This is a genomic window from Pimelobacter simplex (assembly GCF_024662235.1).
Taxonomy (GTDB): domain Bacteria; phylum Actinomycetota; class Actinomycetes; order Propionibacteriales; family Nocardioidaceae; genus Nocardioides.
In genome coordinates this window covers 5,577,264-5,597,641 of sequence record NZ_CP096276.1, presented here as the reverse complement: position 1 = coordinate 5,597,641, position 20,378 = coordinate 5,577,264, and the positions used below count along the sequence as shown (strand labels likewise).

General features: G+C 73.0%; 23 protein-coding genes. 12 read left to right on the top strand and 11 right to left on the bottom strand.

Features of this window, described 5'->3' with window-relative positions; genetic code table 11:
• Positions 1-2 precede the first annotated feature (2 nt).
• Genes M0M48_RS27455 through nth form a run of 3 tightly spaced genes read right to left on the bottom strand, consistent with a single transcriptional unit; the run spans position 3 to position 2,076 of the window.
• Positions 3-728, bottom strand: coding sequence for an NUDIX hydrolase (locus tag M0M48_RS27455; protein WP_257753566.1), 726 nt, complete (start codon positions 726-728; stop codon positions 3-5).
• Positions 725-1,360 (bottom strand): TlpA family protein disulfide reductase, encoded by a 636-nt coding sequence (locus M0M48_RS27450; RefSeq protein ID WP_215813710.1) that lies wholly within the window; start codon positions 1,358-1,360, stop codon positions 725-727. Before M0M48_RS27450 ends, M0M48_RS27455 begins: the two co-directional genes overlap by 4 nt.
• Entirely contained in the window at positions 1,360-2,076 is a 717-nt protein-coding gene (nth, locus tag M0M48_RS27445; protein WP_257753565.1) for an endonuclease III, read from the bottom strand. The genes M0M48_RS27450 and nth overlap by 1 nt, the downstream gene beginning before the upstream one ends.
• Positions 2,077-2,213: 137 nt before the next feature.
• Here nth and M0M48_RS27440 point away from each other — a divergent pair, with 137 nt between their 5' ends.
• Positions 2,214-2,891 carry a Crp/Fnr family transcriptional regulator gene (locus M0M48_RS27440; RefSeq protein ID WP_038676545.1) on the top strand — a complete coding sequence of 226 codons (678 nt, stop codon included), beginning with the start codon at positions 2,214-2,216 and terminating at the stop codon, positions 2,889-2,891.
• A gap of 78 nt (positions 2,892-2,969) precedes the next feature.
• On the opposite strand, the gene M0M48_RS27435 is transcribed toward M0M48_RS27440, so the two are convergent.
• From M0M48_RS27435 to M0M48_RS27410, 6 genes are all read right to left on the bottom strand, one after another.
• Positions 2,970-4,859 (bottom strand): HYR domain-containing protein, encoded by a 1,890-nt coding sequence (locus M0M48_RS27435; RefSeq protein WP_257753564.1) that lies wholly within the window; start codon positions 4,857-4,859, stop codon positions 2,970-2,972.
• A 64-nt stretch (positions 4,860-4,923) separates the two neighbouring features.
• Positions 4,924-5,748, bottom strand: a complete 825-nt coding sequence (locus M0M48_RS27430; RefSeq protein WP_257753563.1) for an MBL fold metallo-hydrolase — start codon at positions 5,746-5,748, stop codon at positions 4,924-4,926.
• Positions 5,745-6,608 (bottom strand): NUDIX hydrolase, encoded by an 864-nt coding sequence (locus tag M0M48_RS27425; protein WP_257753562.1) that lies wholly within the window; start codon positions 6,606-6,608, stop codon positions 5,745-5,747. Before M0M48_RS27425 ends, M0M48_RS27430 begins: the two co-directional genes overlap by 4 nt.
• 116 nt (positions 6,609-6,724) lie before the next feature.
• A complete protein-coding gene (locus tag M0M48_RS27420; RefSeq protein ID WP_257753561.1) occupies positions 6,725-7,192 on the bottom strand; it encodes a RidA family protein in 468 nt (155 codons plus the stop codon).
• Between the two features lies 1 nt (position 7,193).
• Positions 7,194-7,349 (bottom strand): DUF4177 domain-containing protein, encoded by a 156-nt coding sequence (locus M0M48_RS27415; protein ID WP_215813717.1) that lies wholly within the window; start codon positions 7,347-7,349, stop codon positions 7,194-7,196.
• A gap of 29 nt (positions 7,350-7,378) precedes the next feature.
• On the bottom strand, positions 7,379-7,531 hold the full coding sequence (locus tag M0M48_RS27410) for a hypothetical protein (protein WP_257753560.1): 153 nt from the start codon (positions 7,529-7,531) through the stop codon (positions 7,379-7,381).
• 120 nt (positions 7,532-7,651) lie between these two features.
• Between M0M48_RS27410 and M0M48_RS27405 the strand changes: the two genes are divergently transcribed.
• The 7 genes from M0M48_RS27405 (at position 7,652) to M0M48_RS27375 (ending at position 15,704) form a co-directional block, all read left to right on the top strand.
• Entirely contained in the window at positions 7,652-8,812 is a 1,161-nt protein-coding gene (locus M0M48_RS27405; RefSeq protein WP_257753559.1) for a sensor histidine kinase, read from the top strand.
• The gene (locus M0M48_RS27400; RefSeq protein ID WP_215813720.1) at positions 8,809-9,498 is read left to right on the top strand and encodes a response regulator transcription factor; all 690 of its coding nucleotides are present in this window, start codon (positions 8,809-8,811) and stop codon (positions 9,496-9,498) included. Before M0M48_RS27405 ends, M0M48_RS27400 begins: the two co-directional genes overlap by 4 nt.
• Positions 9,495-10,250 carry an inositol monophosphatase family protein gene (locus M0M48_RS27395; protein WP_257753558.1) on the top strand — a complete coding sequence of 252 codons (756 nt, stop codon included), beginning with the start codon at positions 9,495-9,497 and terminating at the stop codon, positions 10,248-10,250. Before M0M48_RS27400 ends, M0M48_RS27395 begins: the two co-directional genes overlap by 4 nt.
• 82 nt (positions 10,251-10,332) lie before the next feature.
• Positions 10,333-11,028, top strand: coding sequence for an ABC transporter ATP-binding protein (locus M0M48_RS27390; RefSeq protein WP_215813722.1), 696 nt, complete (start codon positions 10,333-10,335; stop codon positions 11,026-11,028).
• Positions 11,028-13,466 carry an ABC transporter permease gene (locus M0M48_RS27385; protein ID WP_215813723.1) on the top strand — a complete coding sequence of 813 codons (2,439 nt, stop codon included), beginning with the start codon at positions 11,028-11,030 and terminating at the stop codon, positions 13,464-13,466. The genes M0M48_RS27390 and M0M48_RS27385 overlap by 1 nt, the downstream gene beginning before the upstream one ends.
• 40 nt (positions 13,467-13,506) lie before the next feature.
• Positions 13,507-14,505: an ArsA-related P-loop ATPase gene (locus M0M48_RS27380; RefSeq protein ID WP_257753557.1), complete on the top strand. Its 999-nt coding sequence runs from the start codon at positions 13,507-13,509 to the stop codon at positions 14,503-14,505.
• 2 nt (positions 14,506-14,507) lie between these two features.
• Positions 14,508-15,704 (top strand): ArsA family ATPase, encoded by a 1,197-nt coding sequence (locus M0M48_RS27375; protein ID WP_215813724.1) that lies wholly within the window; start codon positions 14,508-14,510, stop codon positions 15,702-15,704.
• Here the strand turns inward: M0M48_RS27375 and M0M48_RS27370 are convergent.
• Positions 15,683-15,964: a WhiB family transcriptional regulator gene (locus M0M48_RS27370; protein ID WP_038683329.1), complete on the bottom strand. Its 282-nt coding sequence runs from the start codon at positions 15,962-15,964 to the stop codon at positions 15,683-15,685. The genes M0M48_RS27375 and M0M48_RS27370 overlap by 22 nt on opposite strands.
• A gap of 207 nt (positions 15,965-16,171) precedes the next feature.
• Between M0M48_RS27370 and M0M48_RS27365 the strand changes: the two genes are divergently transcribed.
• Genes M0M48_RS27365 through M0M48_RS27350 form a run of 4 tightly spaced genes read left to right on the top strand, consistent with a single transcriptional unit; the run spans position 16,172 to position 19,735 of the window.
• Positions 16,172-18,496: a transglycosylase domain-containing protein gene (locus M0M48_RS27365; RefSeq protein ID WP_215813725.1), complete on the top strand. Its 2,325-nt coding sequence runs from the start codon at positions 16,172-16,174 to the stop codon at positions 18,494-18,496.
• 47 nt (positions 18,497-18,543) lie between these two features.
• Positions 18,544-18,915 carry a MerR family transcriptional regulator gene (locus M0M48_RS27360; protein ID WP_257753556.1) on the top strand — a complete coding sequence of 124 codons (372 nt, stop codon included), beginning with the start codon at positions 18,544-18,546 and terminating at the stop codon, positions 18,913-18,915.
• Positions 18,912-19,250, top strand: coding sequence for a thioredoxin (gene trxA, locus M0M48_RS27355; RefSeq protein WP_308220350.1), 339 nt, complete (start codon positions 18,912-18,914; stop codon positions 19,248-19,250). Before M0M48_RS27360 ends, trxA begins: the two co-directional genes overlap by 4 nt.
• Before the next feature lie 38 nt (positions 19,251-19,288).
• Complete coding sequence (locus M0M48_RS27350; protein ID WP_257753555.1) at positions 19,289-19,735, top strand: nitroreductase family deazaflavin-dependent oxidoreductase; 447 nt, start codon at positions 19,289-19,291, stop codon at positions 19,733-19,735.
• A gap of 15 nt (positions 19,736-19,750) precedes the next feature.
• On the opposite strand, the gene M0M48_RS27345 is transcribed toward M0M48_RS27350, so the two are convergent.
• Positions 19,751-20,356: an amino acid-binding protein gene (locus M0M48_RS27345; protein WP_257753554.1), complete on the bottom strand. Its 606-nt coding sequence runs from the start codon at positions 20,354-20,356 to the stop codon at positions 19,751-19,753.
• Between the last annotated feature and the right edge of the window lie 22 nt (positions 20,357-20,378).

The window sequence follows — 20,378 nt, the reverse complement described above, 5'->3', positions numbered from 1 at the left end:
GCTCACTCGTTCGGCTCCAGGAGGTCCATGCCGTCTCCCGCGTCGTCGTCGTCGGCTGCCCGAGCGGTACGACGGACGTACTCGGCGAGCATGTACTCCGGGAGATCATGCACCGGCGGGTCGCTCACCGGGGGGAGCCACCCGAGGAAGTCGAAGAATCGGGTCAGGATGCCGCCGGTGAATCCCCACAGGATGACGTCCTTGTCGGGGCCGATCAGGAAGCCCGGACCGGTCCAGCCGCCGGGGTGGCGGACCTGGATCCGGTGCTCGGGGTCGAACAGCTCGGACAGCGGCACCCGGTGGATCGCGTGCACCTCTTGGGGCGAGGCCACCCGGATCGGGCCGGGCTCGCGCCACCAGCCCAGGATCGGCGTGACCGCGAAGTTGGACGGCGGCAGCCACAGCTCGGGCAGGCTCGCGAAGACCTCGACCCCGGCCGGGTCGACGCCGATCTCCTCCTGCGCCTCGCGCAGCGCCGCCTCGACCGCGGTCTCGCCGGGGTCGATGCTGCCGCCGGGGAAGGAGACCTGGCCCGGGTGCGAGCGCATGTCGTGGGCGCGCTCGGTGAGCAGGACGTCGTGCTCGCCGAGGAGCATGAGCACCGCGCCGCGTCGTACCGGACGGTCCTTGGGAGGCAGGAACGCCGTGAGGTCGCTGCCCTCGATCGCCCGCGCGCCCTCGGCGACGGGCACCAGCCACTCGGGAAGGCCGTCGGGGAGGGCGCTCACGACGCGGCCTTGGCGGTGAGGTCGAGGCCGAGGTTCTCCTTGACGAGCTCGACCACCTCGTCGGGCGAGGACACCCCGCCCGCGTGGGGCCGGGAGATCGTGCCGTCCTCGTGGACGAACAGGAAGAACGGCAGCCCGGCGCCGAGCTCGGTCTTGGTGTCCTGGAGGTCCCCGCAGCCGTCGGCGAGCGAGGGATAGGTGACGCCGCTGATCCGGGCCAGGTCGATCGCCGCGCCCGGGTAGGTGTCGAGGTAGTTGACGCCGATCACGGTGACCTGGTCGCCGTACTTCTCGTAGAACTTCTGCAGCGCCGGCATCTCCTTGCGGCACGGGGCGCAGTTGGACGCCCAGAAGTTGATCAACGCCGGCCCGTGGATCTCGGAGAGGGACGCGCCCTTCTCGCCGCCGAGGCAGTCGAGCCGGAGGTCGGGCAGCTCGGCCGCCGCTCCGTCGCCCGTCGACCAGTCGCCCGGCACGCAGTCGGCGATGCCGGCCGCCTCGCGGTCCTTGACCAGGTCGGGCGTCGTGGCGTCGACCTTGCAGGCGAACGCCGGGGCGACGCTGTCGCAGCCGGTGAGCAGGACTCCCGCCGCCACCAGCGCCACGAAGAGGGCGGAGAGGCGTCGGGCCATCAGTTGGGCCCCTCGGTCCGGACCAGCTTCTCCGCCTCGACCGGGTCGGTCGGGCCGGTGCCGTAGGACGGGCACCAGCGCGCCACCGGGCAGGCCCCGCACGCGGGCTTCTTGGCGTGGCAGCGGCGCCGGCCGTGCCAGATCAGGTGGTGGGAGAGCATCGTCCAGTCGCGCTTGGGGAAGAGCGCGCCGACCGCGTGCTCGACCTTGACCGGATCGGTCTCGTCGGTGAAGCCGAGCCGGCGGGCCAGCCGGCCGAAGTGGGTGTCGACGGTGATGCCGGGGACGTCGAAGGCGTTGCCGAGCACCACGTTGGCGGTCTTGCGGCCGACCCCGGGCAGCGTCACGAGGTCCTCGAGGCGGCCGGGGACCTGGCCGTCGTACGTCTCGACGAGGGCGGCGCTCAGCTTGAGCAGCGACTCGGTCTTGGCCCGGAAGAAGCCCAGCGGCCCGACGATCTGCTCCAGGTGGGCGCGGTCGGCCGCGGCCATCGACGCCGGGTCGGGATAGGCCGCGAACAGCGTCGGGCGCACCGCGTTGACCCGCTTGTCGGTGGTCTGGGCCGAGAGCACGGTGACGACCAGACACTCGAAGGCGTTGTCGAAGTCGAGCTCGGCCTTGGCGTCGGGATAGGTCTCGGCGAGGACCCGGTCGATCTTGCGCGCCCGGCGGACGAGCTGGGTCGACGTCTCGTCGCTGGTGTCGATCGGCCGCACGGAGGCCACCCTACGGTGTGCCTCCGACAGCCTCGGGCGGCGTGTCCGCAGGCTGCGGACCCGCGCGCCTGTTAGGTGTGACATGTCGCACTGGCTAGGATGCCGCAGACCGGGTTTTACGCAACTTTGGAGGAAGCGTGGACAACGACGTACTCCGTCAGGCGCCACTGTTCAGTGCCCTCGACGACGAGGCCATGGCAGCGCTGCGCACGTCGCTGGCCACCACGCGGCTGCGCCGCGGTGAGGTGCTGTTCCACGAGGGCGACAGCGGCGACAAGCTGTACGTCGTCCTCGAGGGCAAGGTGAAGCTCGGCCGCACGTCCTCCGACGGCCGCGAGAACCTGCTCGCGATCATGGGACCGGGCCAGATGTTCGGCGAGCTCTCGCTCTTCGACCCGGGCCCGCGCTCGGCCACGGTCACCTGCGTGACCGACGCCGAGTTCGCCTCGCTGTCCCACGAGGACCTGCTGCGCTGGCTCGAGGGCCGCCCCGTCGTGGCCCGCGGCCTGCTCGCCCAGCTGGCCGCGCGCCTGCGCAAGGCCAACGACGTCGTCGCCGACCTCGTCTTCTCCGACGTGCCCGGCCGCGTCGCCAAGGCGCTGCTCGACCTCGCCGAGCGCTTCGGCCGCACCGCCGACGACGGCGTCCACGTGCACCACGACCTCACCCAGGAGGAGCTCGCCCAGCTGGTCGGCGCCTCCCGCGAGACGGTCAACAAGGCGCTCGCCGACTTCGCCTCGCGGGGTTGGCTGCGGCTCGAGCCGCGCTCAGTCGTCATCCTCGACATGGAGCGGATGTCGCGCCGCGCCCGCTGACCGGCGCACCTGACGAACAACGACGAGACCCCGCCGTCCGATATCTCGGGCGGCGGGGTCTCGTTCGTCCGATGACGCTCAGGCCTCGCGACGCCGAACCAGCAGCAGACCGCCGCCCAGCATCAGCAGCAGGGCACCGAGCACGCTCGGGCCGAGCAGCGCGGGGGCACCGGTGTCGGGCAGCGCGGCCGCGGTCGGCGTACCGCCGCCGGTACCGGCCCCGTTGTCGACCTCACCGCCGACCTCACCCTCGACCTCGGCGACGACGGTCACCGTGAAGGTGGCGCTGGACGTGCCGGCCCGGGCGACCACGGTCGCCGGGTCGGACGCCGTGCAGGTCACGGTCGTCGTACCGATCGCGAAGGTGGTGCCCGACGCGGGCGTGCAGCTCACCGGCACCTCGCCGTGGACCAGGTCGGTCGCGGTGGCCTGGTAGGTCACCACGGCACCCTCGTCACCGGTCGCGTCGACGCTGAAGTCAGCGGGGACGGTGATCACCGGGGCGGTGGTGTCCTCGACGCTCACCGTGAACGTGTCGCTCGCGGTGCCGCCCCACTGGTCCTCGACCGCGCAGCGCACCGTCGTGGTCCCCAGCGCGAACGTCGCGCCCGAGGCCACCACGGGCCCGGAGCCGTCGGCGCCGGTGCGGCACTCGGCCGGCAGGGCGGTGTCGACGAAGTCGCGGCCGCCGGCCGCGAAGTCCACCGGCGCACCGTCCGGACCAGTGGCCTCGGCCACGAGGTCGTCGGGGACGCTGATGGTCGGCGCCGGCGCCAGGACCCGCACCGAGAGCGAGAGCAGGTCGCTCTCGTTGCCCGCCGCGTCCTTGGCGCGGCAGGTGAAGGTGCCCGTCCCGATGGGTGCGACGCTGCCGGAGGCCCGGGTGCAGGTGACCTGTGGTGCCGGGTCGACGGCGTCCGTCGTGGTCGTCGTGTAGGTGAGGACCGCGCCGTCCGCGCTGGTGGCGGTGAGCACGAAGCCGCGGCTGTCGGTGACCGGGTCGTAGACCGCCTCGGGTACGTCGATCGTCGGCGCCGTCGTGTCGGCCACGGTGACCTCGAAGGAGTCCGTGGCCCGCTTGCCGCGCGAGTTGAGCGCGCTCGTGCAGGTGACGGTCGTCGTACCGATCGCGAAGGTGTCACCCGACGCCACCGGTACGTCGCCCGGGCGCACGCAGCTCGCGCTCAGCGCCCCGTCGATCGGGTCGTTGGCCGAGACCGTGAACGGGACCGCGGCGCCCGCGGCACTCGTCGCCTCGATCTCCTGGTCGGCGGGAACGGTGATCGTCGGCGCCGGGTCGTTGACGACCACGGTGAACTTCTGGAACTTGAAGTCGATCGGGTTGAGCAGGCTGAACCGGCCCCACAGGCACGCGCCGTAGGTGGTGCCGATCGGGAACTGCTTGGTGGCGTGGAAGAACCGGGTGCCGGTGGCACCGAGGAACTGGATCCCCAGCAGGTCCTGGGGGCTGTTCACCTCGACCGGGCTGACCACGCAGGCGCCCGCGACGATGCTCTGGCTCGCCCAGCCGCCGCTGATCGTGAAGTCCACGTCGACCTGCGCGCCGTTGACGCTGGTGGCGGTGCGGAGGATCGGGTTCTCGCCCTCGATCACCGGGCCGGGGGCGGCCTGCGGGGCCGCCTGGGGTACGGCCTGCGGGGCGGCCTGCTTGGCCTTGCCGGGGGTCTTGGCCGGGGGTGCCGGCGCGGGCTCGGGCTCGGGGGCCGGCTCCGGGGTCGGGGTCGGCGCGGGCTCGGGCTCGGGCTCGGGGGCTGGCTCGGGCTCCGGAGTGGGCTCGGGGGTCGGGGTGACCTCGGGTTCGGTCACGGGCGGGGCCGGGGCGGGGGCGGGCTCGACCGCGCCGTCGGCGTACGAGGGCGGCGCGACGAGCACGCCGGCCAGCAGGAAGGCAGCGGCGGCGAGGAGCCGGGCATGCCGAGAACGGGGTCTTTCGGGGGGAGGGAGCATCCCTCCATGGTCAGCGAGCGCTCTCGCTGCGTCCCGCTTTTCGGCGAACTGCCGCCAATTCTTCTTAGCGCCGGCGGGCCAGGTAGGCCAGCTGCGCGCGGACCGACGACTCCGCCGCTCCCCAGAGCGACTCGTCGACATCGGCGTAGACCACCTCGACCACCTGGCGCGGCAGCGTGGGGTGCTCGGCGACGTCGGGCGGCAGGTCGGTCGGCGTGAGGCCGAGCCGGGGCAGCGCGGCCTCGACCTGGGCGAGCCGGTCGCGCCGGTGCACGACGTAGTGGTCCAGGACGCCGGCCGCATCGGGCAGCACCGGCCCGTGCGCGGGCCACAGCGAGCCGACCCGGCCCTCGGTGACGAGCGCGCGCATGCGGGCGATCGAGTCGAAGTACGAGCCGAGGTCGCCGTCGGGGTGCACGATGACCGTCGTCCCGCGGCCGAGCACCATGTCGCCGGTCAGCAGGGCGCCGTCGGCCTCGACGAGCAGCGAGATCGAGTCGGTGGTGTGACCGGGCGTGGTGAGCACCTCGATGTCCAGACCACCCACGGAGAGCACCTCACCGTCGGAGAGCGGGTCCGAGCGCCAGCACTGCGCCGGGTCGAGACCGCGCACCCCGCAGCCCATCCGCTCGGCGAACGAGCGGGCGGCCTCGGTGTGGTCGTAGTGGTGGTGGGTGACCACGACGGCGTCCACCTGGCCGGCCACCGCGGCGACGGCGTCGAGGTGGCCGTCGTCCAGGGGGCCGGGGTCGACGACGATCGAGCGGTCCGAGCCGGGCTCGCGCAGGATCCAGGTGTTGGTGCCGTCGAGCGTCATGATCCCGGGGTTGGGCGCGAGGACGCAGCGCCCGCGGTCGCCGTACGGGCCGCCGGACCAGGGCTCGCTCACGAGCCCGACCGCCGCTGGGCCACGAGCGGGCGCAGCCCATCGGGCATCGAGAGGGTGAAGCCCTCACCGAGCGGCTCGACCGACGGCGTGAACATCTCGACCGAGCGACCGGTGCTGGCCGCCAGGACCGCCTCGGGCGTGGCGTGGGTGCCGACCTCGAGACAGGTCAGGTACGTCGGCGGCAGCATCGCCAGCTCGCCCCGGTCCGCCTGGTCGGCAGCGTCGGCGGCCGGGATCCAGACCACCTCGGAGGACTCGCTGGAGACATCGCGCGTCACCTGCCCCTCGGGCAGCCGGGCCACGAAGAACCACGTCCGGTAGCGCTTCGGCTCGAAGACCGGCGTCAGCCAGCCGCTCCAGATGCCCAGCAGGTCGGTGCGCAGCACGAGCCCGCGCTGGTCGAGGAAGTCGGTCATCGACAGCTCCCGCGACTCCAGCGCGACCCGGTCGGCCTCCCAGTCGTCGCCGGTCGTGTCGGCCACCACGCTGTCGGCCGAGGTGCCGGCGAGCAGCACGCCGGACTCCTCGAACGTCTCGCGCACCGCCGCACAGATCAGCGCCCGCGCGACGTCCTCACTGGTGCCGAGCCGCGCCGCCCACTCCGCCGGCGTGGGCCCGGCCCAGGCGACCGTGTGGTCGTAGTCGCGCGGGTCGACGCCGCCGCCGGGGAACACGCACATGCCCCCGGCGAACGCCATCGTCGTGTGCCGGCGCAGCAGGTAGATCTCGGGCCGGCCGTCGGCCCCGGCCCGCTGCAGCACGACCGTCGCGGCATCACGCGGGGCGGCCGGCTCGCGCCGGCCGTCGGCGTACTCCGCGGCGAGGTCGGCGAGGTGCGCGGGCAGCGGGACCGGCGGCAACGGGATCCGTCCCCTCGGTCCGCGCGCGTCTCCGGCGGCACCGCCGGATCCCCGCAGACCGCTGTCGGCTCGCGGTTCCCGACCGGCGGCACCGCCTCCCGCCGCGCTGCCGGACATCAGGCAGCGCCGACGATCTCGGCGATCACCTCGACCTCGACGGGCGCGTCGAGCGGCAGCACCGGTACGCCGACCGCGGAGCGCGCGTGCACACCCGCGTCGCCGAACACCTCGCCGAGCAGCTCCGAGGCGCCGTTGGCGACCCCCGGCTGACCGGTGAAGTCGGGCGTGGACGCGACGAACGCGACCACCTTGACGATGCGCACGTTGCTCAGGTCGCCGGCGATCGAGCGGATCGCCGCGATCGCGTTGAGCGCGCACTGCCGCGCACAGGCGTAGGCGTCCTCGGCGCTCACCTCGGCACCGACCTTGCCGGTCGCCATCAGGGCACCGTCGCGCATCGGCAGCTGGCCGGCCGTGTAGACGTGGTCACCGCTGCGCACCGCCGGCACGTAGACCGCCACCGGCGGCACGACGTCGGGGACGCTCAGGCCGAGCGCGGCGAGGCGCTCCTCGGGGGTCGGCACCTCAGGCCTCGGCCGGACGCTTGAAGTAGGCGATGTCGTTGCCGCCCTGGCCGGGGATGAGCGTGACGAGCTCCCACCCGTCCTGGCCGAAGTTGTTGAGGATCTGCGCCGCGACATGGTTGAGGACGGGCGCCACCTGGTACTCCCACTTGGTCATGCCCGGCACCTTACTCAGCGCCGCCGGGCTCAGCCGTAGCGGTTCACGACCCAGAGCAGCTCGCGGTAGCGATCGTCCTCTTCCGGAGGCGGCGGGTCGATGTCCTGCGCGGTGCGCAGCGACGCCGGATCGACGGGCGGGGGCAGGTGGCGGTAGCGCTCGGACCTGGGCTGCTCGGCCATGGCGACTCCTTCCGGTACCTCGATGGCTCGATCGTAGGTCGCCGCACGGTCGGACGGAAGGACGCCGGGATCCACCCGTGGGCTGACGTCCTGGCGGGCCGCGCCGTCTACGGTGGCCCGGTGACCCGAGCCGACCGACAGCCGTGGCGGCTGGGCCCGCGCGGCGAGCGGTGGTTCGACCTCGGGCTCGTCGTGTTCCTGCTGCTGCCGGCGGTGCCCTACGTCTTCTTCGTCGACGTGGTCGACGGCCTGCTGATGGTCGTCCAGATCACGCCGCTGCTGTGGCGCCGCCGGCACTCGGTCGCGGTGTTCACCGCGGTCGCGCTCGGCTGCGCCGCGCAGGCGGTGCTCACGGACACCCCGTTGTGGAGCCAGTTCGCGTTCCCGGTGGCGACCTACTCCGTCGCCCGGTACGCCGGCCCCCGGTGGGCGCTCGCCGCGCTCGGCACCGGCGTGGTCGGCGCCGCGATCGCGGCCGTGGACTGGCTGCGCGGGTTCGGCAACGAGATGACCACGCCCGAGAACGTGACGGCCTACTTCATCACCATCGCGCTCTTCGTCGTCGTGGCCTGGACGCTGGGCACCCTCGGCCGCACCCGCCAGGCGTACGTCGACGCGCTGGTGGAGCGCGGCGAGCGGCTCCAGCGCGAGGCCGCCCAGCAGGCGGCACTGGCCGCGATCGAGGAGCGGCACCGGATCGCCCGCGAGATGCACGACGTGGTGGCGCACGGGCTGACCACCATCGTGGTCCAGGCCGACGGGGCGCGGGCCGCGGCGGCGCACGACCCGTCGGTGACCGGGCCGGCGCTGGGCACGATCGCGGCGACCGGGCGCGAGGCGATCGCCGAGCTGCGCCGGATGCTCGGCATCCTGCGTGCCGAGGGGGCGCCGACGACGCCGCAGCCGCGGCTCACCGACCTGACCGATCTCGTCGCCGAGGCGCAGGCGGCGGGGACATCGGTCAGCGCCCAGCTCCCCGGGGCGGACATCCCGGTCTCCGACGGCGTCGCGCTGACGGCGTACCGGATCGTGCAGGAGGCGCTCAGCAACGTCCGCAAGCACGCCGGTCCCGGGGCCGCGGCGACGGTCGGCGTCCGGGTCGATCGCGGCGCGCTCGAGATCACCGTCACCGACGACGGCCGCGGCGCCGCGGCCACCAACGACGGCCGGGGGCTCGGCCTGACCGGCATGCGGGAGCGGGTCGCGGCCCATGACGGCACGCTCGACGCGGGCCCCGCGCCCGACGGCGGGTTCGCCCTGTGCGCGAGGATCCCCTTGTGAGCCCAGGGACCCAGGGAGAGCCGATCCGCGTGTTCCTCGTCGACGACCAGGAGCTGGTGCGCGCCGGGTTCCGGATGCTCATCGACAGCCAGCCCGACCTGTCCGTCGTCGGCGAGGCCGGCGACGGCGGCGAGGCGCTCGAGCGACTGGCGGTGACGCGCTGCGACGTCGTCCTGATGGACGTGCGGATGCCGCGCCTCGACGGCGTCGAGGCCACCCGCCGCCTCACCGAGCAGGCCGATCCCCCGCAGGTGATCGTGCTGACCACGTTCGACCTCGACGAGTACGCCTTCGCCGCCATCCGCGCAGGCGCGGCCGCCTTCCTGCTCAAGGACGCGACTCCCGAGAACCTGCTCGGCGCGATCCGCACGGTCCACGCCGGCGACTCCGTCGTCGCGCCCAGCACCACCCGCCGGCTGCTGGAGCACTTCGCCGCCGCGCTGCCGGCGACCGCGGGCTCCCCCGACGGCACGGACGCCGACCGCCTCGCCGCGCTGACCGAGCGCGAGCGCGAGACGCTCGTCCTGGTGGGCCGCGGCTTCTCCAACGCCGAGATCGCCGCGGACTTCGTCGTCTCCGAGGCGACCGTCAAGACCCACATCGGGCGGCTGCTGGCCAAGACCGGCTCGCGCGACCGGGTCCAGCTGGTGGTGCTCGCCTACGAGACCGGCCTGGTCCGGCCGTGAGCGACGACGCCCGGGTCGCCCGCGCGGCCGCGGAGGCGGGCGCCGCCGTCGTCCGCGCCCGGTACGGCGGCACGCTGGTCCGCCACGCCAAGGACGGCCTCGACTTCGCCACCGACGCCGACCTCGCCGCCGAGCGGGCGATCCTCGACGTCCTCACCCGCGAGCGTCCCGGCGACCTGGTGGTCGGCGAGGAGCTCGGCGCCACCGGCGACCGCGACGCGTCCCGGCGCTGGCTGGTCGACCCCCTGTGCGGGACGCTCAACTTCGCCGCCACCACTCCCCTGGTCGCCGTCAACGTCGCGCTCCAGGTCGGCGGCCGGACCACCGCCGCCGCGGTCGTCGACCCGATCGCCCGGCAGACCTGGTCGACCGACGACCCGCCCACGCCGTCGTCCGCCTCGGGGCTGGTCGACGTCAACGCCGACGGCCCCCTCGACGGCCCGTTCGCCGGCGCCCAGCTGATCGCGGATCCCGCGTTCCGCCGGGCTTTCGGGCCCCGGGTGCTGTCGACGACGCTGGCGCTGGCGTGCGTGTCCGACGGCCGGCGCGCGGGCTACGTGACCGACGGGGCGCCGGGCACGCTGCACGACAGCGTCCACTTCGCGGCGGGGATCGCCGTCTGCCGCGCGGCGGGCTGCGTCGTCACCGACCTGCACGGCGGCGCCGTCGAGACCGGGCGCGGCCTCCTCGCCGCCGCCGACGAGCCCACCCACACCGCGCTCCTCGCCCTGCTCCGTCCGCACCTGGGCTGACGCCGCCGTCCACCCCACGTCGGACACCGGATCAACCCGCGGCCTGACGCTTCGGGGCGCCCGCTCGACCAGGCTCGGTGCCATGACCGAACTCGCCGCCAGCACCCGCGGCCTCACCAAGTCCTACGGCCACGGCGACACCCTGGTCCACGCGCTCCGCGGCGTCGACCTCGACCTGCCGGCCGGCCGCTTCACCGCGATCATGGGGCCCTCCGGCTCCGGCAAGTCCACGCTGATGCACTGCCTGGCCGGGCTCGACCAGCCGACCTCCGGCAGCGTCACGGTGGCCGGCCGCGAGCTGGCCGGCCTGGACGACGACGGGCTCACCCGGTTCCGCCGCGACCACCTCGGCTTCGTCTTCCAGGCGTTCAACCTGCTGCCGATGCTGACCGCCGAGCAGAACATCTGGCTGCCCACCGAGCTCGCCGGCCGCGACCGTCGCGACCCCGAGCTGGCGGCGCGCTTCGCGCAGGTCGTCGACACGCTCGGCATCAGCGCGCGGCTCACCCACCGCCCGGCGGAGATGTCCGGCGGCCAGCAGCAGCGGGTCGCGATCGCCCGGGCGCTCGTGAACGCGCCGGCCATCGTCTTCGCCGACGAGCCCACCGGCAACCTCGACAGCACCACGTCGGCCGAGGTGCTGGCGTTCCTGCGCCGGTCGGTGCGCGAGCTGGGCCAGACCGTCGTCATGGTCACCCACGAGAACGAGGCCGCGCGCTACGCCGACGACGTCGTCGTACTCACCGACGGCCAGATCGCCAGCCGGGTCGCGGCCTGATGCGTACCGTCCTGCTCGCCTCCCTCCGCACCCACACCCGCCGGTACGGCGCCGCGCTCCTCGCGATCGTCGTCGGCGTGGTGTTCATCGTGGTCACGGCGGCGCTCTCGTCCTCGGTGCGCAGCGGCCTGAGCGCCGGCATCGGCGAGCCGTACGAGGGCGCCGACGCCGTCGTCGACGACCCCTCGCCCGAGGACGCGGCCCGGCTCATCGAGGCCGCCCCCACGACCGGCGCCGACGCCTGGCTGATCGGCTGGACCACCCAGCAGGTCGCCCGCGACGGCAAGGTCGTCGACAGCAGCGCCGACGTCGGCCAGGTGCCGGACCGTCCCGAGCTGCGCTGGCAGAAGCTCGTCGACGGCACCTTCCCCAGCGCGCCGGGCGAGGCCGTCGTCGATGCCAACGCCGCCAAGGTGGACAAGATCGCCGTCGGCGACCACCTGCGCGTCGGCACCGGCGCCGGCGCGCTCGACGTCACGGTCACCGGGCTCGTCGACTCGCCGTCGACGTACTCGGTGGCGTCGGTCTACCTGCTCTGGAGCGACCTCGCCCGCTGGACCGACCGGATGTACGTCACCAGCCTGGCCTGGAGCGGGTCCGGCGACCTCGCCGCCGCCACGAGCGCCATCGAGGACGTCGTACCGGACGCGGACACGGTGTCGGTCGGCGCCTACGTCCAGAAGCTCCAGAAGGACGTCAACAACGGCGTCGACGTGATCGCCATCGTGGTGCTGCTGTTCGCCGCGATCGCGCTCCTGGTGGCGGTGCTCGTCATCAACAACACGTTCGCGATCCTGTTCGCCCAGCGGGCCCGGGACTTCGCGCTGCTGCGCTGCGTCGGCGCGACCCGGCGCCAGCTCGTCCGCTCGGTACGCCTGGAGTCGCTCGCGCTCGGCGTGCTCGCCGCGGTGGTCGGCGTCCTCGGCGGGCTCGGGCTCGGCCACGGACTCGTCGCCTTCGTGCGCCACCAGTGGCCCAGCGCCCGGCTCGGCCCGGCCGACGTCGACCCGCGCTGGCTGGTCGCCGCGGCGGCCGTCGGTCTGGGCGTCACGCTGGTCGCGGCCTGGCTGCCGACCCGCCGTGTGGTGCGGGTCAGCCCGCTCGCCGCGCTGCGCCCCGACGACAGCACCCGCGTGACGACCCGGGCCGGGCGGGTGCGCGTCGCGCTGGGCCTGGCCGTCGTCCTGCTCGGCGCCGCCGGTCTCGCCGTGGCGATCGCCGCCTCCAGCCCGCCCGTGCTCGTCGTCGGCGGCGCCGCGACGTTCGTCGGCGTGCTGCTGCTCGGACCGGTCCTCGTCCCCGGCCTGATCCGCACCGCGGGCCGGCTCGGGCACGGGATCCTCGGTCCGGTCGGCCGGCTCGCCGCGGGCAACGCGGTCCGCAACCCCCGTCGTACGGCGGCGACCGCGGCCTCGCTGCTCATCGGCGTCACCCTCACCACCGCGGTCCTGACCGGCATGGCGAGCTCGCGCTCCGCGCTCACCGCCGAGATGGACGACCAGTACCCCGTCGACCTCGCCGTCACCGGCGCCACCGCCCTCCCGCCGGACGTCGTCACCCGGCTCGGCGAGATCGACGGCGTCGACGGTGCGGTGAGCGTGCCCGGCACTCCCGCCGAGATCGCCGGTCTGGGCAAGGTCCCCGTCGTCGCGGAGCCCGCCGGCGCGGGCACCGGCGTCCGCCCGGTGCTGCACGGCGACCTGCCGTCGGTCGGCACCCGCCAGGTCGTCGTCCCGTGGGACCTGCTCGGCGACGGCGTCGAGGAGGGCGACCGGGTCGCGGTCACCGTCGGCGAGCGCAGCGTGCGGCTGCGGGTGGTCGGCGGCGAGGGCTGGGGCGATGCCGCCCTGGTCAGCATCCCGACCCTGCACCGGCTCGCACCCGACGCCGCCACCCAGGCGGTCTGGCTCCGCGCCGCGAACGGCGCCGACCCGCAGGACCTGGCCGGCTCGGTCGAGGCGATCGGCTCCCCGGTCGACGCGAGCCTGCAGAACGGTCTCGCCCGGCGCTCGTACGTCGACGTCCAGCTCGACGTCGTCACCGGCGGCGTCGTCGGCCTGCTCGGCATCGCCGTGGTGATCGCGCTCGTCGGCATCGCCAACACGCTGGGCCTCTCGGTCCTCGAGCGCGGCCGCGAGCACGCCCTGCTGCGGGCGCTGGGCCTGACCCGGCGCCAGGTACGCCGGATGCTCGCCGCCGAGGCGGTCCTGCTCGCCGTGGTCGCGACCCTCGTGGGCACCACGCTCGGCGTGCTCTTCGCCTGGGCCGGCGTACGGGCGCTCGTCGAGCCGGCGGTCGACGGCGCGCACGTCGTCCTGCCCTGGGGGCAGCTCGCCCTGGTCATCGCAACCTCGGCCCTGGCCGGACTCCTCGCCGCGGTCGTCCCCTCGCGACGGGCGGCCAAGGTCACCCCCGCGGCGGGTCTCGCTCTGGAGTAGCACCCCCGGTTCCCCCAGTTGCTCGCTAGGCTCTGCCCTCGTGAGCGACTGGGGGAAGGTCCGCCTGCACGTGGTCACCGGCAAGGGTGGCACCGGCAAGTCCACCGTCGCGTCCGCGCTCGCCCTCGCACTGGCCACCCGCGGCAAGAACGTCCTGCTCTGCGAGGTCGAGGGCCGCCAGGGCATCGCCCGGATGTTCGACGTCGACCCGCTGCCCTACCAGGAGCGCCGGCTCACCACCGGGCTCCCCGACGCCGACGGCGGCCGGGGCGTCGTCCACGCGCTGCACATCGACGCCGAGGCCGCGCTGCTCGAGTACCTCTCGATGTACTACCGGCTCGGCCGGGCCGGCAAGGCCCTCGACCGCTTCGGCGTCATCGAGTTCGCGACCACCATCGCGCCCGGCGTCCGCGACGTCCTGCTCACCGGCAAGGTCTACGAGGCGGTGCAGCGCAACAGCCGCAACAAGGGCGCCATCGAGTACGACGCCGTCGTGCTCGACGCCCCGCCCACCGGCCGGATCACCCAGTTCCTCAACGTCAGCAACGAGCTGGCCGGGCTGGCCAAGGTCGGCCCCATCAAGTCCCAGTCGGACACGATGATGACGCTCTTCCGCTCCCCCCGCACGGCCGTGCACCTGGTCACCGTGCTCGAGGAGATGCCGGTCCAGGAGACCGCCGACGGCATCGCCGAGCTGCGCGCCGCGCGCCTGCCCGTCGGCGGCGTCGTCGTCAACCAGGTCCGCCCGCGCGACCTCACCGACGAGCAGCTCGCCGCCGCGCGCACCGGCGCCCTCGACCGCGCCCGGATCGAGCAGGACCTCGTCGACGGCGGGGTCGAGATCGGCCCCGGCCTGGTCGACGGGCTGCTCGGCGAGGCCGCCGACCACGCCGAGCGCCGGGCGCTCGAGGACTCCCAGCGCGACCTGGTCGCCGGGCTGGACGTGCCGTCGTACGAGCTGCCGCGGTTCGCGGGCGGCATCGACCTCGGCGGGCTCTACGAGCTCGCCGGACTCCTCCGAGAGCAGGGGATGGCGTAGCGATGGCGGCACGAAGCTCGACCCAGCACCCGTCCCGGGTCGGTCCCGCCACCGCGCCCGGTCAGCGGGCCGGCGCGCTCGACGTCGACGCCCTCCTCGACGACCCGACCACCGGCATCATCGTGTGCTGCGGCTCCGGCGGCGTGGGCAAGACCACGACCAGCGCCGCCCTCGCCCTGCGGGCCGCCGAGCGGGGCCGCAAGGTCGTCGTCCTCACCATCGACCCGGCCCGCCGGCTCGCCCAGTCGATGGGCATCGAGGAGCTCGACAACACCCCGCGTCCCGTCACCGGCGTCGAAGGCACCGGTCACCTCGACGCGATGATGCTCGACATGAAGCGCACCTTCGACGAGGTGGTGCTCTCGCAGGCCAGCCCCGAGAAGGCCCAGCAGATCCTGGCCAACCCGTTCTACATCGCGCTGTCGAGCTCGTTCGCGGGCACGCAGGAGTACATGGCGATGGAGAAGCTCGGCCAGATTCACCGGGACGCACAGGCCACCGGAACCTACGACCTCATCGTCGTCGACACCCCGCCCTCGCGCTCCGCGCTCGACTTCCTCGACGCGCCCGAACGGCTCTCGAGCTTCCTCGACGGCCGGTTCGTGCGGCTGCTGCTGATGCCCGCGAAGGGCCCGGCCAAGCTGATGACGGCCGGGCTCGGGCTGATCACCAACGCGCTCACCAAGGTGCTCGGCGCGCAGTTCCTCAAGGACCTGCAGACCTTCGTCACCGCGCTCGACACCGTTTTCGGCGGCTTCCGCCAGCGCGCGCAGCAGACCTACTCGCTGCTCAAGGCCGACGGCACGGCGTTCCTCGTCGTCGCCGCCCCCGAGCCGGACGCCCTGCGCGAGGCCGCCTACTTCGTCGAGCGGCTCAGCGAGGACGGCATGCCGCTGGCCGGGCTGGTCGTCAACCGGGCCAGCCCCGACCCCGGCGGCGAGCTGTCCGCCGACGAGGCGATGACCGCGGCCGAGCGGTTGCGTCGTACCGACCCGGGGTCGCTGACCGCCGGACTGCTCCGGCTCCACGCCGACCGGGTCCGCATGGTCCAGCGCGAGCGCGCGCTGCGCGACCGGTTCGCGACCGCGCACCCGCAGGTGGCGACGGCCGTCGTACCGGCACTGGCCGGCGACGTCCACGACCTCGACGGCCTGCGCACCGTCGGTGCGCTCCTCGGTCAGACGGTCGCGGGGTCCTGACGGTCCCGCGCGTCCTCGAGGACCTTGCGCCACGAGGCCTGAGGGCGGCGTCGCAGGAGCGCACGGCGCTCCCGCTCCGTCATCCCGCCCCAGACACCCCACTCGATCTGGTTGTCGAGCGCCTCCGCGAGGCACTCGGTGCGCACGGCACAGCCGGCGCAGACCTGCTTGGCCTTGTTCTGCTCCGCCCCACGGACGAAGAGCTGGTCGGGCTGCTGGTCCCGACAGGCAGCGCGAGGCGCCCAGTCATCTACCCACATAGTTGTCCCCTGAATGGTTCCCACATCCGAGGAGCCAGCACCCCCACAGCGCTTGGTTCTCCTCGACCGAATCAAAGTAAAGGAGGATCGCCAATACCGACACCGCTCATTGGGCCCAACCTGCCTAGTCACAACGGACTAGGCGCCCGGGGGTGAGCGTGCTCCACGACTCGGAGCGATGAGGGCCCGTCCCGTACCCTGAGGCGCATGTCCCGCACCCGGTTCGACGGTCTGCCGCCCGGAAAGATCGCCTCTCACCTCGGCGTCATGTTCCTCGTCGCCGCCGTTCTCGGCGTCGTCGTGGCCGGTCTCGCGATCCCGTTCGCCGGCGTGGTCGGCTTCTCGGCCCGCAACGTGGCCGAGTCGGTCGACGACCTCCCCCAGGAGCTCGAGACCGAGCAGCTCCCCCAGCGGACCGAGATCGAGGACGTCAACGGCAAGACCATCGCGACGCTCTACGACCAGAACCGGGTCAACGTCCCGCTCCGCCAGATCTCGCGCACGATGGTCGAGGCCATCGTCGCGATCGAGGACTTCCGCTTCTACCAGCACGGCGCGCTCGACCTCAAGGGCACGATGCGCGCCCTGCTCACCAACCAGGCCTCCGGCGGCGTCGCCCAGGGTGGCTCCTCGATCACCCAGCAGCTGGTCAAGCTGACCCTGCTCAACCAGGCCGACACCGACGAGGAGCGCAAGGCCGCCACCGACGACACCTACGGCCGCAAGCTGCGCGAGCTGCGCTACGCGATCGCCCTCGAGAAGCGCCACAGCAAGGACTGGATCCTCGAGCGCTACCTCAACACCGCCTACTTCGGCGACGGCGCCTACGGCGTCCAGGCCGCGGCCCAGCACTACTTCAGCGTCAACGCCAAGGACCTCAACCTGCGCCAGTCGGCCCTCCTCGGCGGCCTCGTGCAGAGCCCCGAGGCGTACAACCCGACCAAGAACCCGGCCCAGGCCACCGTCCGCCGCAATATCGTCCTCGACCGGATGGCCCAGCTCAACGTCATCACCGACCAGGCCGCCGACGCCGCCAAGGCCAAGAAGCTCGGCCTCAAGGTCAAGAACGAGCCCAACGGCTGCCTCAACTCCGGTGCCCAGTTCTTCTGCGACTACGTCGTGCGCTGGCTGATGACCGACGACGCCCTCGGCGCCACGCCCCAGGACCGCAAGCGACTCATCTTCAACGGCGGCCTCACGATCCGCACGACCATCGACATGCGCTACCAGCGCGCCGCGCAGCAGGGCGTCTCCGGCCAGGTCTACAAGGGCGACCAGGCCGTCGGCGCCCTCGCCCTGATCGAGCCCGGCACCGGCAACGTCAAGGCGCTCGCCCAGTCCCGCCCGATGGGCACCAAGAAGAACAAAGGCGAGACGTTCCTCAACTACGTCGTCCCCAAGAAGTACGGCGACGCCAACGGCGTCCAGGCCGGCTCGACGTTCAAGGCGTTCGTCCTCGCCGCCGCGATCAGCCAGGGCATCCCGCTGACCAAGACCTTCCCGGCGCCCAACCCGGGCTACTTCCCCCTCAACAAGTTCGAGACCTGCGACGGCCCCTACCAGAGCAGCGAGATCTGGGACCCGAAGAACTCCACGAGCTCGTCGGCCAACCCCAACCTCTACGAGGGCACCCGCAACTCGGTCAACACGTTCTTCGTCAACCTCGAGCTGGCCACCGGCATCTGCGAGCCCTACAAGCTGGCCAAGCAGATGGGCATCCGCTCGCTCACCAAGGACGACATCAAGCCGGCCTTCACCCTGGGCATCGTCGACGTCAGCCCCCTCGACATGGCCGAGGCCTACTCGACCTTCGCCGCCCGTGGCCTGCACTGCGACGCCCGCCCGGTCACCCAGATCTCCGACGCCCAGGGCAACGTCCTCAAGAAGTACGACAAGCAGTGCACCCAGGTGCTCGCCAGCCCCGTCGCCGACGCGGTCAACGACGTCCTCCAGGGCGTCGTCGCCCCCGGCGGCTTCGGCTCCGCGCTCAACCCGGGCCAGCCCGCGGCCGGCAAGACCGGAACCACCAACGGCAACCTGTCGGTCTGGTTCGCCGGCTACACGCCCAACCTGGCCGGCGCCGCGATGGTCGCCGGCGTCAAGCCCAACGGCAACCAGGACACCCTCGACGGCAAGTCCATCGGCGGTTACGTCCGGGCCAGCACCGCCGGCTCGACCACGGCCGGCCCGATGTGGGGCGACGCCTTCAAGGCGATCGCGCAGTGGCTGCCCGACGAGAGCTTCGTCAAGCCCTCCTCGACCGACGTGGCCGGCCTGCTGATCACCGTTCCTCCGGTGGCCGGCAAGTCCTACGACGACGCCCGCGCCGAGCTCGAGGGCCTCGGCTTCACCGTGGTCCGCGGCCGCGACGTCGATTCGCGTCTCGCCCGCGGCCTGGTCTCGTACTCCTTCCCCGCCGCCGGCGGTCAGCTCGCCACCGGCGACACCGTCACGCTCTACCCGTCCGACGGCTCGCCCGCGAAGCCCAAGGGCAAGAAGGGCAAGGGCAAGAAGGGGCGCGGCAACGGCTGACGCCGCGACTTGACCTTGCCCCACGGGGCAAGGTCTACCGTCGTCCCGTGCTCATCAAGGACCTCGCCGAGCGCGCCGGCGTCAGCGTCAAGGCGGTGCGGTACTACGAGTCCCGCGGGCTCCTGGCGCCCGTTCGGGCGGCCAACGGCTACCGGGACTACGACGACGCCGACGTGCTCGTCGTACGGGAGATCCGGGCGTTGCTGTCGCTCGGGCTGACCGCCGACGAGACGGTGCCGTTCGTCGAGTGCCTGCGGGCGGGCAACGACCGGGCGGACGTGTGCCCGGCGTCGCTGGACGCCTACCGGCTGAGGATCGCCGAGATCGATGAGCGCATCACCGAGCTGAGCCGGTTGCGCGGGGAGCTGTCCGGGCTCCTCGCGGATGCGGAGAGCTATCGAACCGAGGAGGACGCATGACTGCGACGACGACCCTGGCCGAGATCACCGACGCCGACTTCGCGAGCGAGGTGCTCGGCTCGGACGTGCCCGTGCTGGTGGAGTTCTGGGCCCAGTGGTGCGGACCGTGCCACCAGGTCGCGCCGGCGCTGGTCCGGATCGCCGAGGAGCGGGAGGGGGCGCTGCGGGTGGTCAAGGTCAACAGCGACGAGAACCCGATCACCTCCGCGCAGTACCGGGTGATGGGGCTGCCCACGATGATCGTGTTCCGCGGCGGTCAGCCGGTGCACGAGCTGCGCGGGGCCCGGCCCAAGGCGGCGCTCGACCGCGAGCTCGACCACGCGCTGGCCGGGTGATCCTGGAATAGCGACCACGGCCGTGGTCTTGTGGAGACATGACTCTTCAAGGTGAGTACGAGCCCAGCTCGCAGAAGTGGGTCCGCGACCAGGTCGCGGCCTACGAGGCCTCCGGCGGCCGCGAGGCCAACACCCTCCAGGGCGGCAAGGACCCGATCGTGGTGATCACGTCGGTGGGTGCCAAGTCCGGCAAGCTCCGCAAGAACCCGGTCATGCGGGTCGAGAAGGACGGCGTCTACGCCGCCATCGCGTCCAAGGGCGGGGCTCCCGAGAACCCCAGCTGGTACGCCAACTTCGTCGCGCACCCGGTGGTCGACCTCCAGGACGGCCCGGAGCCGAGCTCCTACACGGTCCGCATCGCCGAGGGCGAGGAGCGTCAGCAGTGGTGGGACCACGCCGTCGCCACCTGGCCGACCTATGCGTCGTACCAGACGAAGACGGACCGGGAGATCCCCGTGTTCCTGCTGGAGCCCGTCGAGGACTGACCGACGCCGGAGCGGTCAGGCGGTCGCGATGGTGACCGCGAGACCGCAGAGGTGGCCGAGCCGGGCGATCTCGGACTCGGCGAACTCGGGCCCGCCGCGGCGGCCGACGATGACGATCTCGTTGCCGTCGAGGCGGGCCGCGGCGAAGAGGGTGACCTCGTCCTCGGGCGCCTCCAGGCGGAGCGGGGCCTCGATCTCGACGAAGTCGAGCTCGTCCGGGGCAGCGCTGGTGCCGTAGACGACGCCCTTGGCACGGTGCACGCGCGCGGCCCAGTCGACCCGGAAGGTCGCGGGCAGCAGGTCGATGAGCTTGTCGAAGTCGCCCGAGGCGGCGGTGAGCTCCTCGACGGCCTCGAGGTCCATCATCAGGTTGCCGCCGGCCGGGTAGCGGCTGACGAAGAGCACCTCGACGTCGTCGAGGGCGTTGCAGGCCGAGACCACGGAGTCGGGCATCATGCCCTGCTCCAGCTCGAGCAGCACGTCATCGACGGCCGTGCCGTCGGAGCGCTTCTCGACGATCTCGATCGCCTCGATGTCGCCGCCCGCCATACCGATGGCCGTCGCCACGCGACCCAGCGAACCGGGGACGTCGGGCAGCAGCACGCGCAGCAGGAACGGCATGAACTCGACACTAACCCGCCCG

Coding starts and splice junctions, on each gene's coding strand:
- M0M48_RS27415 (WP_215813717.1), bottom strand. CDS start 7,349: ATGACCAAGTGGGAGTACCAGGTGGCGCCCGTCCTCAACCATGTCGCG.
- M0M48_RS27410 (WP_257753560.1), bottom strand. CDS start 7,531: ATGGCCGAGCAGCCCAGGTCCGAGCGCTACCGCCACCTGCCCCCGCCC.
- M0M48_RS27365 (WP_215813725.1), top strand. CDS start 16,172: ATGTCCCGCACCCGGTTCGACGGTCTGCCGCCCGGAAAGATCGCCTCT.
- trxA (WP_308220350.1), top strand. CDS start 18,912: ATGACTGCGACGACGACCCTGGCCGAGATCACCGACGCCGACTTCGCG.
- M0M48_RS27345 (WP_257753554.1), bottom strand. CDS start 20,356: ATGCCGTTCCTGCTGCGCGTGCTGCTGCCCGACGTCCCCGGTTCGCTG.
- M0M48_RS27435 (WP_257753564.1), bottom strand. CDS start 4,859: ATGCTCCCTCCCCCCGAAAGACCCCGTTCTCGGCATGCCCGGCTCCTC.
- M0M48_RS27375 (WP_215813724.1), top strand. CDS start 14,508: ATGGCGGCACGAAGCTCGACCCAGCACCCGTCCCGGGTCGGTCCCGCC.
- M0M48_RS27450 (WP_215813710.1), bottom strand. CDS start 1,360: ATGGCCCGACGCCTCTCCGCCCTCTTCGTGGCGCTGGTGGCGGCGGGA.
- M0M48_RS27390 (WP_215813722.1), top strand. CDS start 10,333: ATGACCGAACTCGCCGCCAGCACCCGCGGCCTCACCAAGTCCTACGGC.
- M0M48_RS27385 (WP_215813723.1), top strand. CDS start 11,028: ATGCGTACCGTCCTGCTCGCCTCCCTCCGCACCCACACCCGCCGGTAC.
- M0M48_RS27350 (WP_257753555.1), top strand. CDS start 19,289: ATGACTCTTCAAGGTGAGTACGAGCCCAGCTCGCAGAAGTGGGTCCGC.
- M0M48_RS27370 (WP_038683329.1), bottom strand. CDS start 15,964: ATGTGGGTAGATGACTGGGCGCCTCGCGCTGCCTGTCGGGACCAGCAG.